16 protein-coding genes are annotated in these 16742 nt (G+C 40.2%); 13 read left to right on the top strand and 3 right to left on the bottom strand.

What is annotated here, in order from left to right; all coding sequences use genetic code 11:
* The first annotated feature begins 49 nt into the window (after positions 1-49).
* Positions 50-613 carry a sigma-70 family RNA polymerase sigma factor gene (locus PSF86_RS00470; RefSeq protein WP_277898095.1) on the top strand — a complete coding sequence of 188 codons (564 nt, stop codon included), beginning with the start codon at positions 50-52 and terminating at the stop codon, positions 611-613.
* A complete protein-coding gene (locus PSF86_RS00465; RefSeq protein WP_277898094.1) occupies positions 606-857 on the top strand; it encodes a hypothetical protein in 252 nt (83 codons plus the stop codon). Before PSF86_RS00470 ends, PSF86_RS00465 begins: the two co-directional genes overlap by 8 nt.
* Here PSF86_RS00465 and PSF86_RS00460 read toward each other — a convergent pair.
* A complete protein-coding gene (locus PSF86_RS00460) occupies positions 854-1666 on the bottom strand; it encodes a UbiA prenyltransferase family protein (RefSeq protein ID WP_277898093.1) in 813 nt (270 codons plus the stop codon). The genes PSF86_RS00465 and PSF86_RS00460 overlap by 4 nt on opposite strands.
* Positions 1667-1916: 250 nt before the next feature.
* Between PSF86_RS00460 and gcvP the strand changes: the two genes are divergently transcribed.
* From gcvP to PSF86_RS00440, 4 genes are all read left to right on the top strand, one after another.
* The gene (gene gcvP, locus PSF86_RS00455) at positions 1917-4769 is read left to right on the top strand and encodes an aminomethyl-transferring glycine dehydrogenase (RefSeq protein WP_277898092.1); all 2853 of its coding nucleotides are present in this window, start codon (positions 1917-1919) and stop codon (positions 4767-4769) included.
* Positions 4770-4947: 178 nt separating this feature from the next.
* Positions 4948-6006 (top strand): 3-oxoacyl-ACP synthase III family protein, encoded by a 1059-nt coding sequence (locus PSF86_RS00450; RefSeq protein ID WP_277898091.1) that lies wholly within the window; start codon positions 4948-4950, stop codon positions 6004-6006.
* Position 6007: 1 nt separating this feature from the next.
* Positions 6008-6535, top strand: a complete 528-nt coding sequence (locus tag PSF86_RS00445; RefSeq protein ID WP_277898090.1) for a class I SAM-dependent methyltransferase — start codon at positions 6008-6010, stop codon at positions 6533-6535.
* A 12-nt stretch (positions 6536-6547) separates the two neighbouring features.
* Positions 6548-7399, top strand: a complete 852-nt coding sequence (locus PSF86_RS00440) for a glycosyltransferase family 2 protein (RefSeq protein WP_277898089.1) — start codon at positions 6548-6550, stop codon at positions 7397-7399.
* 487 nt (positions 7400-7886) lie between these two features.
* Here PSF86_RS00440 and pafA read toward each other — a convergent pair whose 3' ends face one another.
* Entirely contained in the window at positions 7887-9533 is a 1647-nt protein-coding gene (gene pafA, locus PSF86_RS00435; RefSeq protein WP_277898088.1) for an alkaline phosphatase PafA, read from the bottom strand.
* Between the two features lie 111 nt (positions 9534-9644).
* Here pafA and PSF86_RS00430 point away from each other — a divergent pair, with 111 nt between their 5' ends.
* The gene (locus PSF86_RS00430) at positions 9645-10382 is read left to right on the top strand and encodes an MlaE family ABC transporter permease (protein WP_277898087.1); all 738 of its coding nucleotides are present in this window, start codon (positions 9645-9647) and stop codon (positions 10380-10382) included.
* Complete coding sequence (locus tag PSF86_RS00425; RefSeq protein WP_277898086.1) at positions 10382-11149, top strand: ABC transporter ATP-binding protein; 768 nt, start codon at positions 10382-10384, stop codon at positions 11147-11149. Before PSF86_RS00430 ends, PSF86_RS00425 begins: the two co-directional genes overlap by 1 nt.
* A gap of 130 nt (positions 11150-11279) precedes the next feature.
* Here PSF86_RS00425 and PSF86_RS00420 read toward each other — a convergent pair whose 3' ends face one another.
* Positions 11280-12011 (bottom strand): biotin--[acetyl-CoA-carboxylase] ligase, encoded by a 732-nt coding sequence (locus tag PSF86_RS00420; protein ID WP_277898085.1) that lies wholly within the window; start codon positions 12009-12011, stop codon positions 11280-11282.
* A 93-nt stretch (positions 12012-12104) separates the two neighbouring features.
* Here PSF86_RS00420 and rsfS point away from each other — a divergent pair, with 93 nt between their 5' ends.
* The 5 genes from rsfS to PSF86_RS00395 all read left to right on the top strand — a co-directional run bounded on the left by rsfS (position 12105) and on the right by PSF86_RS00395 (position 16742).
* On the top strand, positions 12105-12473 hold the full coding sequence (rsfS, locus tag PSF86_RS00415; RefSeq protein WP_277898084.1) for a ribosome silencing factor: 369 nt from the start codon (positions 12105-12107) through the stop codon (positions 12471-12473).
* An 89-nt stretch (positions 12474-12562) separates the two neighbouring features.
* Entirely contained in the window at positions 12563-14515 is a 1953-nt protein-coding gene (ftsH, locus tag PSF86_RS00410; RefSeq protein ID WP_277898083.1) for an ATP-dependent zinc metalloprotease FtsH, read from the top strand.
* A gap of 119 nt (positions 14516-14634) precedes the next feature.
* A complete protein-coding gene (locus tag PSF86_RS00405) occupies positions 14635-15243 on the top strand; it encodes an LUD domain-containing protein (protein WP_277898082.1) in 609 nt (202 codons plus the stop codon).
* A gap of 46 nt (positions 15244-15289) precedes the next feature.
* Complete coding sequence (locus PSF86_RS00400) at positions 15290-16105, top strand: phosphatidate cytidylyltransferase (protein ID WP_277898081.1); 816 nt, start codon at positions 15290-15292, stop codon at positions 16103-16105.
* Positions 16095-16742, top strand: coding sequence for a phosphatidylserine decarboxylase family protein (locus tag PSF86_RS00395; RefSeq protein ID WP_277898080.1), 648 nt, complete (start codon positions 16095-16097; stop codon positions 16740-16742). The genes PSF86_RS00400 and PSF86_RS00395 overlap by 11 nt, the downstream gene beginning before the upstream one ends.

The following is a 16742-nucleotide window of genomic DNA, read 5'->3' as shown; positions in this document are numbered from 1 at the left end:
AAGTGATAATTAAAGTTTTTATTATATTTTTGAAAGAAATTTATTCGGCGTGCCTAAACAAAAACTAAATCCTTCCAAATGGGTGGATCTATATGCAGATTACCTTTTTAACTACACCATTACCAGAGTGAACGACACCATTGTAGCCGAAGATTTAGTTCAGGAAACATTTCTGGCCGGATTAAAATCTGCTGAAAATTTTAAAGGAGATGCCGCAGAACGTACTTGGCTTATCTCTATTTTAAAACGAAAAATAATTGACCATTACCGAAAAATAAATTCAAAAAAGGGCAAAGCTGAAATTAAAATGGGCTACACCAATGCCGACGACCAAGATGGTGACTGGCTGGAAGAACGGGTGGCAGATCCATTCGATCTCAATGCAGAAGATGTTTTACAAAACGAAGAATTAGGAATTGCCATTCAGGAATGCCTTATGAAGCTTCCTAAAAAACAAGCCGATGTCTTTATAAAAAAAACAATACAGGGCATGGAGACAGAAGATATTTGTAAAGAACTGAATATCACTGCGTCTAATTTATGGGTAATAGTACATCGTGCCAGAACCGCTTTAATGGATTGTTTAGAAAATAATTGGTTTAAAAATGAGTAATAAAAAAAATATCCTTTTTGCTTCTTGCGAAGAAGCAAAGCAGATTTGCGACAAGGTGCAATATGGCGAAGCTACTTTTATAGAAAAAATGAAGCTCAACCTTAGATTGATGTGGTGCAGGGCAACCAAATCTTATACTAAAAAGAACAGGAACCTAACCCAACTCTGTAACAAAGCCGAAATAAAGACCCTAAACCCCGACAAAAAGGAAGAAATGAGAAAGAACATCAACTCCAAATGCTAAACCAAAAGCATGGCAAGCCACCACACCACCGAGATACTTTCTACAAAAAAACTGGCATAATACTTTGATCTATTTTTTGTTGCAAACAAAATAGATAAAATTATAAGTCCGCCAACCCCAAGCTCCACCAGTTGATATTTATACGCAAAATTGTACTTAAACAAGCTTAAAACGCAAAAGAATACCGCCAAAAGCGTCCCCAATAATTTTACCCAACGAACGCCCAAAACCTGTGGCAGAGTTCGTAACCATGCTTCATCTGTATTTAAATCCCTTATCTCAAACGGAATCATAATAGCAATAATATAGATAAAACGCTGCAATACTTCCACATAGACATTAGCCTGCATGGGCATATCGTTGTTTAGAAGCGGCAGGATAACGGTAGAAACAGACCATGTTAGCCCCACAATATATATTTTTATCCCCTTTAGGCTTCTTATGTTCCTTTTTGTGGTCAATGCAGGGACTACATACAAAAATGCCAGGACTACGAGTCCGCCTGCAACAAAAAGTGTTTTATAATTAAGCCGAAAAACATAATAAGCCGCAATAATAAAACAGATGCCTCCAAAAAACTGTATGATCTTTAAATATTTTTTATCTACAAAAAGATAGTGCTTGGCAAGCGAGCTGTACTTTATAAAGCCATATTCTACAATAGTACCAAAAAAAAGTGCATAACTTATTACTTCATCATAACCCAGACCAAAACTAAGCATTGTTATCCGCGCTAGCGCATATACCGCCAAAGCTACGTGAATGCTGGAGTCTAGGTAAAAATCAAAAATCTGTTTAAGCAGCTTCATGGCCACAAAATAACAAAAGATAATTTATATGTTTACAGCATTTAAAAACATCTGTCAACAAACCCCAAAAAGTTCTCTGGACACATGTTAAAAAACAAAAAATATTTCGGTTTCTGCCCGAACGGGCTACTGGTCAAGCATTGAAATATGTTAAATCTCACTTAGTAGGTCAAAGCCAGTTCAAAAGTACTTTTTTAAACAAATAATATATGTACTTTTGCGCAAATTAAAACATTTTTAGACGGTTATAATGAAAACAGATTCTTTTGTTACCCGGCATATCGGCCCCCAAGAAGAGGATTTAAACACCATATTCAGTACAATTGGTGTAAAAAACATAGATGAATTACTGTACGAAACCTTCCCCGACGGTATCAGGTTAAAAACCGACCTTGATCTCCCGGAAGCCATGACGGAACACGAGTATCTGGCCCATCTTAAACAATTGGCCGCAAAAAACAGTGTTTTTAAAACGTACATTGGCCTTGGTTATCACGAGTCTATTACTCCTTCGGTTATAAAAAGGAACATTCTTGAAAACCCGGGCTGGTATACGGCGTATACCCCATATCAGGCCGAAATTGCTCAAGGAAGGTTAGAAGCCTTGTTAAATTTTCAGACCATGGTCTGCGATCTTACCGGAATGGAAATTGCCAATGCATCGCTTCTCGACGAAGGTACCGCCGCCGCCGAGGCTATGTCCATGCTATTTAGTGCCAGGACCCGCGAGCAAAAGAAAGACAACATTAACAAGTTTTTTGTTTCTGATGAAGTTTTGCCGCAAACATTGTCGGTTTTAAAATCGCATGCCATGCCTTTAGAAATAGACCTCGTTGTTGGCGATCATGCTTCTTTTGATTTTTCTCAGGACTATTTCGGTGCTTTTTTACAATACCCCGGAAAGTACGGCGCTGTTTATAATTATGCCGAATTTGTTTCTGAAGCAACTAAAAACAACATAAAAGTAGCCGTTGCTGCCGATATTTTAAGTTTGGTAAACCTCACCCCTCCCGGGGAATTTGGCGCTGAAGTCGTTGTAGGAACCACACAACGCTTTGGTATCCCTCTTGGGTACGGTGGTCCGCATGCGGCATATTTTGCTACAAAAGAAGCCTACAAACGTAACCTTCCCGGAAGAATTATTGGCGTGACCAAAGACATGGACGGCAACCGCGCCCTTCGTATGGCCCTGCAAACCAGGGAACAGCACATAAAGAGAGATAAGGCCACTTCCAATATATGTACGGCACAGGTGCTTTTGGCCATTATGGCTGGAATGTATGCAGTATATCACGGCCCTAAAGGTTTAAAATACATTGCAGATAAAGTACACAATTCTACCGTTGTACTTGCCAATACACTCGCCAAATTAGGTTACGGGCAATTAAACGAGTCGTATTTTGATACTATTTTAATTAAAGCAGATGTACAACAGGTAAAAAGTATCGCCGAACTTGAGGAAGTAAACTTCTTATATATCGGTAACGATCAAGTTGCCATTTCCTTAAATGAAGCAACCACATTGGCCGATCTGAATAAAATCGTTCAGATATTTGCCGATGCCGCAGGAAAAAATACCATTTCCATTGATGCATTGATCGAAGATCGTGCCATTTTAAACGGCGCTGCACGCGTTTCTTCTTTTCTGGATAATGAAGTGTTTAACGCTTACCACTCAGAAACTGCTTTGATGCGCTACATTAAAAAACTGGAACGCAAAGACCTTGCGCTTAACCATTCCATGATTTCATTGGGCTCTTGTACCATGAAACTTAATGCCGCTTCAGAAATGCTTCCGTTAAGCTGGGACGAGTGGGGAAACATCCATCCGTTTGTTCCGGTAGAACAAGCTGCCGGATACCAAGAAGTCCTTAAAACTTTAGAAGAACAGCTTAACGTTATTACAGGATTTACCGGAACCTCGCTTCAACCCAATTCCGGGGCGCAGGGAGAATTTGCCGGTCTTATGGTCATTCGGGCTTATCATGAATCCCGTGGCGATAAAAATAGGAACATTTGTTTAATCCCGGCCTCGGCGCACGGTACCAATCCCGCTTCTGCTGTACTTGCAGGAATGAAGGTTGTTGTTACCAAAACCGACGAAAAAGGGAACATTGATGTTGAGGACCTTCGGGACAAAGCCGAAAAATACAAAGACGAACTGGCTGCATTAATGGTTACCTACCCTTCTACGCACGGGGTATTTGAATCTTCAATTAAAGAAATTACCAAAATTATCCATGATAATGGCGGACAAGTATATATGGACGGCGCTAATATGAACGCTCAGGTAGGACTTACAAACCCAGCAACCATTGGTGCCGATGTTTGCCACCTTAACCTGCACAAAACTTTTGCCATTCCACACGGTGGCGGGGGCCCCGGCGTTGGACCCATTTGTGTTGCCAGCCATTTGGTAACGTTTTTACCATCAAACCCTATAATCAAAATGGGCGGTAAAAATGCCATCGATGCTATTTCTGCTGCTCCGTGGGGAAGTTCCCTTGTTTGCTTGATTTCTTATGGCTATATAAAAATGCTCGGTGCAAAAGGCTTAAAGCAAGTTACAAGTACCGCGATCTTAAACGCAAACTATATAAAAGAAAGGCTAAACGGCTCTTATAATGTACTGTATACCGGAGAAAAAGGAAGGGCCGCCCACGAAATGATTATCGATTGCAGGCCATTTAAAGCAAAAGGCATTGAAGTAACCGATATTGCCAAAAGATTGATAGATTATGGTTTCCATGCACCTACGGTTTCTTTCCCTGTTGCCGGTACCATGATGATCGAACCTACTGAAAGTGAGAGCCTGGCCGAATTGGATAGGTTTTGCAACGCTTTGATCTCCATTAGAAAAGAAATTGAAGCGCTTACCGAAGCCGATCAAGCCGACAATGTGCTTAAAAACGCACCGCACACCTTAAAAATGCTTACGGCTTCTACTTGGGAGTTCCCATATTCAAGAGAAAAGGCTGCTTATCCGTTGGAACACATTGCCGAAAACAAGTTTTGGCCAACCGTTAGGCGGGTAGACGAAGCTTATGGAGACCGTAATTTAATGTGTACTTGTGCTCCCATTGAAGATTATATGGATGCATAATAAAAAACCCCATATACATTATATATATAAAGCCTTTCAGATAAATGAAAGGCTTTTTTCATGTTCTTTTTCTTTTACTTGGCAACTAAAACGTTCTCGTTGAACGTCGTAAATTATACTATGCATGCATAATAGTAATGTTTGTATTAATTGTATCTTTGGCAAAACCAACATCTATATGCATATAAAGATAACAGGCACAGGTTGTTACATCCCTCCTGATATTACAAAAAACAGCACTTTTGCACAACATGAGTTTTTAAATGTTGATGGATCTCCTTTTCATCATCCCAATGAAGTTATAATAGAAAAGTTTAAAGCTATAACCGGTATTAAAGAAAGAAGGTACGTTCTCGACCGGCATACCACTTCCGACATTGCTTTCTTTGCTGCCGAAAAGGCTCTTGAAGATGCTCAACTGGACAAAGAAACCCTTGACTACATTATAGTGGCCCATAACTTTGGCGACATTAAAAAGGGCACCGACCAGAGCGATACTGTGCCAAGCATTGCATCAAGGGTAAAACATTCCCTTAAAATTAAAAATCCAAAATGCGTTGCTTACGACGTGCTATTTGGTTGTCCCGGATGGATTGAGGGCGTTATCCAGGCACAGGCCTTCATTAAGGCCGGAATGGCAAAAAAATGCCTGGTCATAGGCGCAGAAACCTTATCGAGAGTGGTTGATAGCCACGACAGGGATTCCATGATCTATTCAGACGGTGCCGGTGCCATGGTTATCGAGGCTACTACCCAAGACGGCGGCATATTATCGCACACATCGGCTACGTATGCTCACGACGAAGCTTATTATCTGTTCTTTGGAAAATCTTACAACAAAGCCCTTACCTGTAATACCAAGTACATTAAAATGTATGGAAGAAAAATTTACGAATTTGCCGTAACCCACGTACCTGTTGCCATGAAAGAATGCCTTGATAAAAGCGGTGTTTCCATTAGCCAATTAAAAAAAATATTTATTCACCAGGCCAACGAGAAAATGGACGAGGCCATCCTGCTCCGTTTCTACAAATTATACCATAAAGAGGTACCAAGCGGGATTATGCCCATGAACATCCATGAGCTTGGCAACAGTTCGGTAGCAACTATACCCACTTTATTTGATTCTGTTAAAAAAGGAAATATTACCAACCAGGAACTACATAAAGGAGATGTTGTTATATTTGCAAGTGTGGGCGCGGGCATGAATATTAATGCGCTCGTTTATAAATATTAGTATGTACGAAAATAGCTTTCCTAACAAGCGCTATAAAAAAACCATTGAATTTCTAGAAGCTACCGTCCCGGCCCCGGCCAATGTATTGGACCTTGGCATTGAAAACCCGTTTAGCAAGATAATGCAGGACCGTGGTTACCACGTTGCCAATACCAAGGGCGAAGATTTGGATGTTGATTTTCGTACTGTTGAAGGCACCCATGCCGATGTAGTTACCGCATTCGAAATTTTCGAACACCTTATTGCTCCTTTTAACGCCTTAACAAAAATAAAGGGCAACAAGCTTGTTGCTTCGGTGCCGTTAAGGTTGTGGTTTGCTCCTGCATACAGAAGTAAAACCGATGCATGGGACAGGCATTACCACGAATTTGAAGATTGGCAGTTTGACTGGCTTCTTGAAAAGGCCGGATGGGAGATTAAAAAACGGGAAAAGTTTACCAACCCGGTCAAAAAAATAGGCTTTAGGCCATTGTTGCGGTCTTTTACACCACGCTATTATATAATATATGCCGAAAGGATTAAAAAGTAACGACTTTTTATAATGAACTACTACATTGTTATTCCTGCCCATAACGAAGAAATTTTTTTAAAGTATACACTGGAAAGTATTGCATGTCAAACGCTTTTGCCCAAACGTGTGGTAGTTGTAAACGATAATTCTACCGATGCTACCGAAACCATTATAGATACTTTTGCCCAACAACATGCCTATATAACCAAGCTCAATGTAACTTCTACAAAAGAACATATGCCGGGGAGCAAGGTAATTAATGCTTTTAACAAAGGCCTGGCCGTTCTTGACGATCAATACGGTTTTTTGGTAAAGCTGGACGCCGATCTTATCCTGCCCGATACGTATTTTGAAACCATTGCCCGTATTTTCAATCAACAACCCCATGTAGGTATTGCCGGCGGCTTTGCTTATGAACAAACCAATAACGGTGCATGGAAGCTCAACCATCCTATGGGGAACGACCATGTTCGTGGCGCCTTTAAGGCCTATACCAAGGACTGCTATAAAGCTATTGGCGGACTACGGTGCGCCATGGGATGGGATACCGTAGACGAACTGCTTGCCCGTTATCATGATTTTGAAATATATACAGCTACCTCTTTAAAGGTAAAACATTTGCGCCCCACCGGAGCATCTTATAACAAAAAGGCGCGTATGCTTCAGGGAAAGGCCATGTACACCATGCGGTACGGTTTATTAATTACCGCCATTGCCTCTGGAAAAATGGCATGGAAACAAAAAAAAGTACAAATTTTTATAGATAACCTGAAAGGCTATTTTAATGCCAAAAAAGAAAAAGCCCCTTTTCTTGTTACTCAAAAAGAAGGTGCCTTTATTAGAAATTACCGTATGGAAAATATTAAAAGGAAATTTTTATAGCACATGTCCGTTCTTAACTTTATGAGTGTGCATTATTTCATTAGGAAAGCCCAACAAGGTTAAAAGACTTGCGGGGGTTTTTAACTGACTCTTTATTTAAAAGTTTCATTTTGTGCGAGGCTCTGTAAGACTTCATGCCTCTTATCTATGCTTAACACTTACTTTATCTTTATTTAATTCGTGATGGGACCCCCTGCTTCCATATACATATAACCTATTACTTTGCTTGGTATTGCTGCTATAGGCAAATGAGTGCTGTATTGAAGATAACGGCCCTGCACTATTTCGGGATGAGCACTTATTTGTTTTGCAAAAAGAAAACCACCCTAGGGGAAATAAAACCCCATAGGATGGTTTGTTCTTTTTCTAGCTCCGATTGAAACAGTATCTCCAGACGATACATCTCTAGAAGGAACTCATAAAAGACATTGCTACATATGATACACACCGCAATGCCTTTTAGTCAATCGGCAACTTCTTATAAAATCTATTCCAATACTTCTTGTATGGGCTCTCCGCTTTTTCCGCTGGTAAATTCTATACCCAATAAGGCACATATGGTACTTGCTATGTCGGGTATTTCGGTACGTTTTACGGTGGCCCCATGTTTTATACCCTTGCCAAAGAATAGCAGGGGTGTATGGGTATCGTATGTATAACCGGAACCGTGCGTTGTGCCTGTACGGGAAGTCGATGGAATGTATCCCGGACGCAGTATAATAAGCACGTCCCCGGACCCGTTTTGGTTGTAGCCCATTTGCAGGCTGTGGGCAATGCCATGTGTAAATTCTTGATTCCTCATGGCGGTTGCGGTGTATGCTTCGGCTATGTTTTTATAGCTCTTTATTTCGTTAGCTATTGCATTTTCAACCTCTGTGGACGTTAGCCCGAGCGACTTGATTACTTCTTGGTCCAGGAATATTTGTTCGTTGGACATGTTTTTTATGAGCTTATCGCTATGGAAGGTTTCGGAAAGAAATTTGTTCAAGGGGTCGTAAAATTCCTTTTTGCTGAAGTACCCCCCGGGTATTTTTAGGCTCTCCAAATAGCTTGGTACCTCAACAGCGGCATGGTCGGCAGTAAGGAAAACGGTATACTCGCCCTTGCCTACTTGTTTGTCCAAATAGGCAAAGAGTCTCGCCAGGTCTTGGTCCAAACGTAAGTACGTATCTTCTGTTTCTTTGGCGCTTACGCCAAATCGGTGGCCTACGTAATCGGTGGCCGAGAAGCTTACCGCGAGAAAATCGGTTATATTGTCTTTCCCTAGTTCTTCGCCTTCTATGGCGGCTTCTGCAAAGTCTACCGTAAGGGAATTGCCATAGGGCACGCCCTTGAGGAGGTCGAATTTCCCGTTGTCGTTCCATAGTTTGGGTATGTCGTGCGGGAATACGGGTGCCTGTTCACCTTTAAACGGGCCTTCAAACTCGTTGTCGTCTGCAATGCTCTCTGTATAGGTATTGATGTCATAAAGGGTATTCCATGTTTTGTTGTATTTTTCGGCAGCATTGGACTTGTTGAACTTGGCTACCCACTTTGGCAGCTTGTCCATGTAGTAGGTACTGGTTATCCAGTGCCCCTCGTCTCCGCCCTGGAACCAGTATGCGGCATCAGCGGCGTGCCCGGCGGGCAGTATGGAGGCCCTATCCTTGAGCGATACGCCTATTACCTTGCCACGGGAAACGGTGGCGAGCTTCAGCTGGTCTGTCATGGTGCTGGATAGCATCCTTTTGGGCGACATTTTTCCGGCATCGGTGGTGGTGCCAAGAGATGCTACTGAAGCGTCTTCGGTACAGTAGACCATCCTTTCTTCTTCTTTGTCGTACCAATCGTTCCCCAGTATACCATGTATTTTTGGGGTGGTCCCGGTATATACAGAGGTGTGCCCAACGGCCGTTTTGGTGGGGATGTAGTTAAAATGGTTGTTCTTGCAGTTAAAGCCTTCGTTTACCATGCGTTTAAAACCATTGTTTCCGTATCGTTCCCAGAAACGGGGGATGTAGTCGTAGCGCATTTGGTCTACCATGATGCCTACTACGAGCTTTGGCCTTGTGTACAATTGAGTTGCTGTTTTTTCCTGGGCCTTGGCAGTAGATAAGCCAATAATTGCAAGGCCCAATAATACGTAGTTTTTCATTAGGATTATTAATTTTTGTAAAACTAGCAATTTAAAATAACGAGAAGTTTAAATATTGGTTAAAAGAGATGTAATTTTATTTTTTTACTTTAGCTGTTCTATTTGAATTACATGATTTATATTGAAAATTTTGGGCGTTATTTTATCATGCTAAAGGAAGTTTTTAGCAGGCATACAAAATGGTCCATGCTTAAAAACCTGATTTTTAAAGAAATAGACGATCTTATATACGGGTCGTTGGGTATTATTATCTTTATATCCTTTTTTATTGGCGGTGTAGTTGCCATACAGACGGCCCTGAACATAGATAACCCCTTGATACCGAAATACCTGGTAGGCTTTACCACGAGGCAGTCGGTAATCCTGGAGTTTGCGCCCACATTTACCTCTATTATCATGGCGGGAAAGGTGGGTTCTTATATTACGTCGAGTATAGGTACCATGCGGGTTACTGAACAGATAGATGCTTTGGAGGTTATGGGGGTGAACTCATTGAATTATTTGGTGTTCCCTAAAATTGTGGCGCTCATGCTCTACCCTTTTGTAATTGCCATTGCCATGTACATGGGTATTCTTGGTGGTTGGATAGCCGCGGTTTTTGGTGGCTACAGTACCAGTGCCGAGTTCATAAAGGGATTGCAGGTAGATTTTAACACCTTTCATGTTATTTATGCGTTTACCAAAACTATTGTTTTTGCTTTTATTTTGGCAACTATCCCTTCCTTTTATGGGTATTATATGAAAGGGGGTGCACTTGAAGTGGGCAAGGCCAGTACTTCTTCGTTTGTTTGGACGAGCGTTGCCATTATTATTGCCAATTATTTACTCACACAAATGTTGTTAGGCTGATGATTATTGTTGAAGATATACATAAATCGTTTGGAGATACAGAGGTATTGAAAGGCATCTCTACGTGTTTTGACAAAGGAAAGACCAACCTTATTATCGGGCAGAGCGGCTCGGGGAAAACGGTGTTTCTAAAATGCCTGCTGGGGCTGCACCGCCCCGAACAAGGAAAGATTGTATACAATGACCGTGCCTATGCCGACATGGACGAGGACCAACGTACCGAGCTGCGGCAGGAAATGGGCATGGTTTTTCAAGGAAGTGCCCTTTTTGACTCCATGACCGTTATAGAAAACGTTATGTTCCCCCTGCGGATGTTCTCTAAACTCTCTAAAAACGAAATGGCCGAACGGGCATCTATTGTACTGGAAAGAGTAAACCTGGTCGATGCCAACAACAAACTGCCTTCTGAGATATCGGGGGGGATGCAAAAGCGCGTTGCCATTGCCCGTGCCATTGTAAACAAGCCTAAATACTTGTTTTGCGACGAACCTAACTCTGGCCTCGACCCCAAAACGGCCATTGTAATAGATAATTTGATACATGAAATTACCCAAGAATACAATATTACCACCATTATTAATACGCACGATATGAACTCGGTAATGGAAATTGGCGAGAAGATTGTTTTTTTAAAAGATGGCTACAAGGAATGGGAAGGTACCAACAAAGAAATATTTAAAACCGACAACGAGGCCGTTACCAATTTTGTGTACTCGTCTGATTTGTTTAAAAAAGTACGCGATACATATTTAAAGGAAGGGAATTAGGTTTTTGTTGATAGTTGATAGGAATTAGGGAACAGTGATTAGGGATAAGGGAATAGTTATTTGGTATTGGTTATCTGGGATGTGACTTTGAACCTTTGCACCTCTGGACTCTCAACCCTAAACCCTCAACTCAATAAAGCAGCTTCAATTCTTTTAAATCGAACTCTTTCATTACGTTGTCTTCCATAAGCACCTTTAAACAGCCATTGTTTGCCACGCCCTTGATGAAGCCCATAATGAGGGTGCCGTTGTTCAGCTTAAAGGTGGAAGGTTTATTTCTTCTGAAAAGGTTTCTTTCGTATGCCTTTTTAAGTTTTGAAAGCTCTCTGTTAACAATCCAGGCCTCGTATTTTTTAATATTCTCGATGATCTTTAGCAATACTTCGTCTTTTTGATAGTAGACCCCGGTAATTTTCTTTAGGGAAGAAGCATTGGTAACACCGTCGAAATTGGTTTGGTTTAAATTAAGTCCCACCCCTATTATGGAAGCACTTAATTTCCCGTTTTGTATAATGCTTTCGATTAAAATACCGCATATCTTGCTGTTGACTGACAAAATGTCGTTTGGCCATTTTATTTTTAATTGAGGGATTGTAAAATAAACTAGGGTGTCGTAAATGGCCAAAGATACGGCCATGCTTAAATAAAAAAGCTCGTCTTTATCGAGGCATTCAATTCGCTTAAAAACGCTAAACGTAAGGTTTTTCCCAGCTTCAGAAACCCATTTTGTACCCATTTGCCCCCTTCCGGCATCTTGTCTGTTTGTGGTTACAACGGTATAATCCTCGAGTTCTTTTTGTATTGCCAGCTGCCTTAAAAAGGAGTTGGTTGAATCGGTGGCATCAAGTTTGATTAAATTCATTTAAATTACTACATTAGAAATATGTAATGTTATGTTAATTTGAATAGTCAAAAAGCTAAAAAAATAATAACTTTGTGAAAATAAAAATTTTTAATGGCAAAAACGAATAGTAGCGCAGATCAATTAATAACAGTTATCTTAAAAGGGATTGAAGAGGTTAAGGGGAAAGATGTAAATATTTTGGATTTAAGAGATATTGAAAATACGGTTTGCGATTACTTCATAATCTGTAATGGTACTTCGAACACACAGGTAAACGCCATCGTAAATTCCATTCAAAAAATTGTCAGCCGAGAAATTAAAGACAAACCATGGCATGTAGAAGGTACAGAGAATGCCGAATGGGTACTGATGGATTATGTAAATGTGGTTGTTCATGTTTTTCAAAAACATATAAGAGAATATTACGACATTGAAGGATTATGGGGCGACGCAAAGCTAACCGCGATTTCGTCAAACTAAATTACCGCGCATTTAAAAACAAGGATTAAGATATTTCGAAACATTATCGGGCCTGGTATACACAAAGGCCGGACAAGAATAAAAAATTAATGGCAAAAGAGAACAGTAACAATACAAACCCAAAGAAACCTAAATTCAGTTCATATTGGATTTACGGAGCTATATTGGTTATAATTATAGGCATGCAATTTTTTTCTGGCAGTAGCGGCTGGCAAACCCCACCCGACATCACGCCCGCAAAATTGCAAGAATACCTAAAAGAAGGCGATGTAAGTAAAATACAGATTATTACCAATGCAAGGCAGGCCAAGGTATACTTGACAAAACAGGCCAAAGAAAAAGACATTCATAAAAATGCACTTAGCAAAACATTAATCCCATCGAGCACGCAAATCCCGCAATATCAATTAAAATATGGCGATTTGCAGAATTTCGAGAACGATATCAAGAAAACCATTCACGATAACAAACTCTCTGCTTCGGTAGAATACGAGCAGGAATCCAACCTTTTTGGAGAACTGTTATTCTCCATCCTTCCCTTTGTGCTTATCATTGGTATATGGATTTTCTTAATGCGAAGAATGTCCGGAGGTGCCGCTGGAGGTGCAGGCGGGCAAATATTTAACATAGGGAAATCTAAAGCACGCCTATTTGATGAAAAAACCGATATGAAGGTAACATTTAAAGATGTTGCCGGATTGGAAGGCGCAAAAGAAGAAGTGCAGGAAATTGTAGATTTCTTGAAAAACCCCGAAAAATATACCTCATTGGGAGGTAAAATTCCAAAAGGAGCATTGTTAGTAGGGTCTCCCGGTACAGGTAAAACCTTATTGGCAAAAGCAGTTGCTGGAGAAGCAAAAGTTCCTTTCTTTTCCCTATCGGGATCGGATTTTGTTGAAATGTTCGTTGGTGTGGGAGCATCAAGGGTCCGTGATCTATTTAAACAAGCTAAAGATAAATCGCCTGCCATTATCTTTATTGACGAAATTGATGCCATTGGTAGGGCACGGGGAAAAAACAACTTTACCGGAAGCAACGACGAACGCGAAAATACCTTAAACCAGCTTTTAACCGAAATGGATGGCTTTGGCACCAATACAAACGTAATTGTCTTGGCCGCAACCAATAGGGCCGATATTCTGGACAAAGCATTGATGCGCGCCGGACGTTTTGACCGTCAAATATTTGTTGACCTTCCCGATGTGAGGGAGCGTAAAGAGATTTTTGAGGTGCACTTAAGACCTATTAAAACCGCCGAAACATTGGACTTGGAATTTTTGGCAAAACAAACCCCAGGGTTTTCCGGTGCCGATATTGCAAACGTTTGTAACGAAGCTGCTTTAATTGCTGCTAGAAATGGTAAAAAAGCCGTAGACAAACAATCGTTCCTAGATGCCGTAGACAGGATTGTTGGCGGACTTGAGAAAAAGAACAAAATTATTACGCCCGGCGAAAAGAAAACAATTGCTTTTCACGAAGCAGGCCATGCTACCGTAAGCTGGATGCTCGAGCATGCTGCACCATTGGTAAAAGTGACTATTGTTCCCCGCGGACAAAGTTTGGGAGCTGCCTGGTACCTGCCCGAAGAAAGGCTTATTGTAAGGCCCGAGCAAATGGCAGACGAAATGTGCGCTACATTAGGCGGCAGGGCTGCAGAAAAGGTAATCTTCAACAAAATATCAACTGGCGCATTAAGCGATCTGGAAAAGGTTACAAAACAAGCCAGAGCCATGGTAACCATATATGGTCTAAATGAAAAGATCGGGAACCTAACGTATTACGATTCCAGCGGACAAACCGATTATAATTTCTCGAAACCATATAGCGAAGAGACAGCTCAGCTTATAGACAAAGAAATCTCTAAAATAATAGAAGAACAATATATAAGGGCCGTAAAATTATTGGAAGAAAACAAAGACAAGCTTACCGAACTGGCAGAGCATTTACTTGAAAAAGAAGTGATTTTTAAAGATGACCTTGAAAGAATTTTTGGAAAGCGCCCTTTTGAGAAAGAAGAACAAACATTACTTGAAAATAAATAATAACAAACGGGAGTAGTTTACAAAATTTACTCCCGTTTTCTTCGTTATCATTAATAATTTTATACATTTATATATCAAAAATTTGAAAAAATAAAAAATAATTCCCCCATAAAATCAGAATGAGCTTATTTAAAAAACTTTTCGGATCTAAACAAAAGAAAGAAGCGTCTGGCACAGGAGCTGATGAAAGAGGAAAGTTTATGCCGGAAATAAAGCTTCCTACAGATGAAAAATTCACCATAAACTTCAAAAAAAATGGTGGCAAGTTTCTTTATTGCGACTCATTGGAGGAAATTCATGAATGCTTCAACAATATTTTATCAGAAAATAACTGGACAAAAGAACATATATGCTGTTTGGACCCAAAACTGAACGATCTTTTTAAAAAATACAAGTTTAGTAATTCCAACAATTGCCATAACGCCACCTTATTGCTTTCCCCATGTGAAAACCTTGTTGCAGACAATGGTGCCATTCTTATCTCGTCCAACCAAATTAAAGAAAGTAAATTAAACGACCTTCCCGACAATTTTATCATTTTTGCAACTACAAGTCAGCTGGTTGATACCATTGGCGAAGGCCTCAGAGGTATTAAAAACAAAAACAAAAATCAAATCCCCACAAACATCACGACCATTAAACACTTCAGCATACAAGAAGAAAAAGATTTTCTTACCTACGGAAGTAGTTCAAAAAACTTATATTTGCTATTGCTGGAAGACTTGTAGGACAACCTAACAGCTATTGGACTAAAACTAAAAAACTAACAACCTTGTGAAAGAACTTTTTAAACGTGCCTTAACGGGTATCCTCTATGTTTTTTTACTGTTATCGGCCGTATTCCTAAGCAATGACGCTTTTGATTTTCTGTTTTTGATTTTTGGCATTACCTGCATTTACGAGTTTAAAAAAATTATTCGCTTAAGCGGTTACTATATATTTCTTGCATTTCTCTCCCTATGGTGGGTATTTATCTATTTGTTGGGCGAAATCTATCAACAAACCATGTTGCGGACTGTTTTGCTCGCGGTATGCATTGCCGTGAACCTAGTATTGATTCTAAAACTGTTTTCAACTAAAAAGCTGGGCTATTCCAACCTGCAAAAATTTATTATAACTCTTTTTTATATTGGTGGCGGGTGCATCTTTTTAACAATGATCCCCTATCAAGTAGGCCATTTTGCAAAATCTTTAATTATTGGTATTTTTATATTGATCTGGGTAAACGATTCGTTTGCCTATTTGGTAGGAAAAAGTATTGGCAAGCACAAGCTCTTTCCCAGTGTTTCCCCAAAAAAAACCATTGAAGGTTTTATTGGAGGACTGGTGTTTGCATTAATAGCCTCCTATTTACTATATGTTTACAGCAACGAACTAAGTATGGCACAATGGTTTATTCTTACTATTGTTGTTGTTATAACCGGCTCTATAGGAGATTTGGTAGAATCTAAATTTAAACGGCTGGCAGGCGTAAAAGATAGTGGCGCCATTTTACCCGGCCACGGAGGCTTGCTCGATAGATTGGACAGCCTTATATTTGCAGCGCCTTTTGCTTACCTAACACTTCAAATATTTTATTATGTTTCATAAAGAGGGCCATAAAATTATTATCGTTACGTTTATTTTGATAGCCATTGGCGTAATTACGGCACAGTTTTACATTCATACATATTGGCTAAAAACATTGGTCCAGCTATCGTTATTGGCCATATTGATATTGATACTTCAGTTTTTTAGGAACCCAAAACGTTCTACCACAATTTCAGATGAAAACATTATAGCCCCTGTTGACGGAAAAGTTGTAGTAATCGAAGAAGTTTTTGAAAAAGAATACTTTAAGGAAAAGCGCATTCAGGTATCTATCTTTATGTCCCCAATAAATGTACACGTTACCCGTTATGCATTAAGCGGTATTGTAAAATACAGCAAATATCATCCTGGAAAATATTTGGTGGCGTGGCACCCAAAAGCATCCGAAGAGAATGAACGCACAACAGTGGTTATAAACAATCCGGGATATGGAGAAGTTTTATATAGGCAAATAGCCGGTGCATTGGCAAAGCGCATTGTTAATTATGCAGAAGTAGGAGAAGAAGTAATGCAGGGCACCGATGCCGGGTTTATAAAGTTTGGTTCGCGTGTTGACCTTTTTCTCCCCCTAAATGCAAAGATACAGGTTGCATTGCACCAAAAAGTTAAGGGGGGAGTTGATGTAATTGCATCCTAA

Source organism: Galbibacter pacificus, assembly GCF_029603165.1.
Taxonomy (GTDB): domain Bacteria; phylum Bacteroidota; class Bacteroidia; order Flavobacteriales; family Flavobacteriaceae; genus Galbibacter; species Galbibacter pacificus.
Note: the sequence above shows the minus strand (reverse complement) of the source record. Positions and strands in the feature narration are given on the sequence as shown.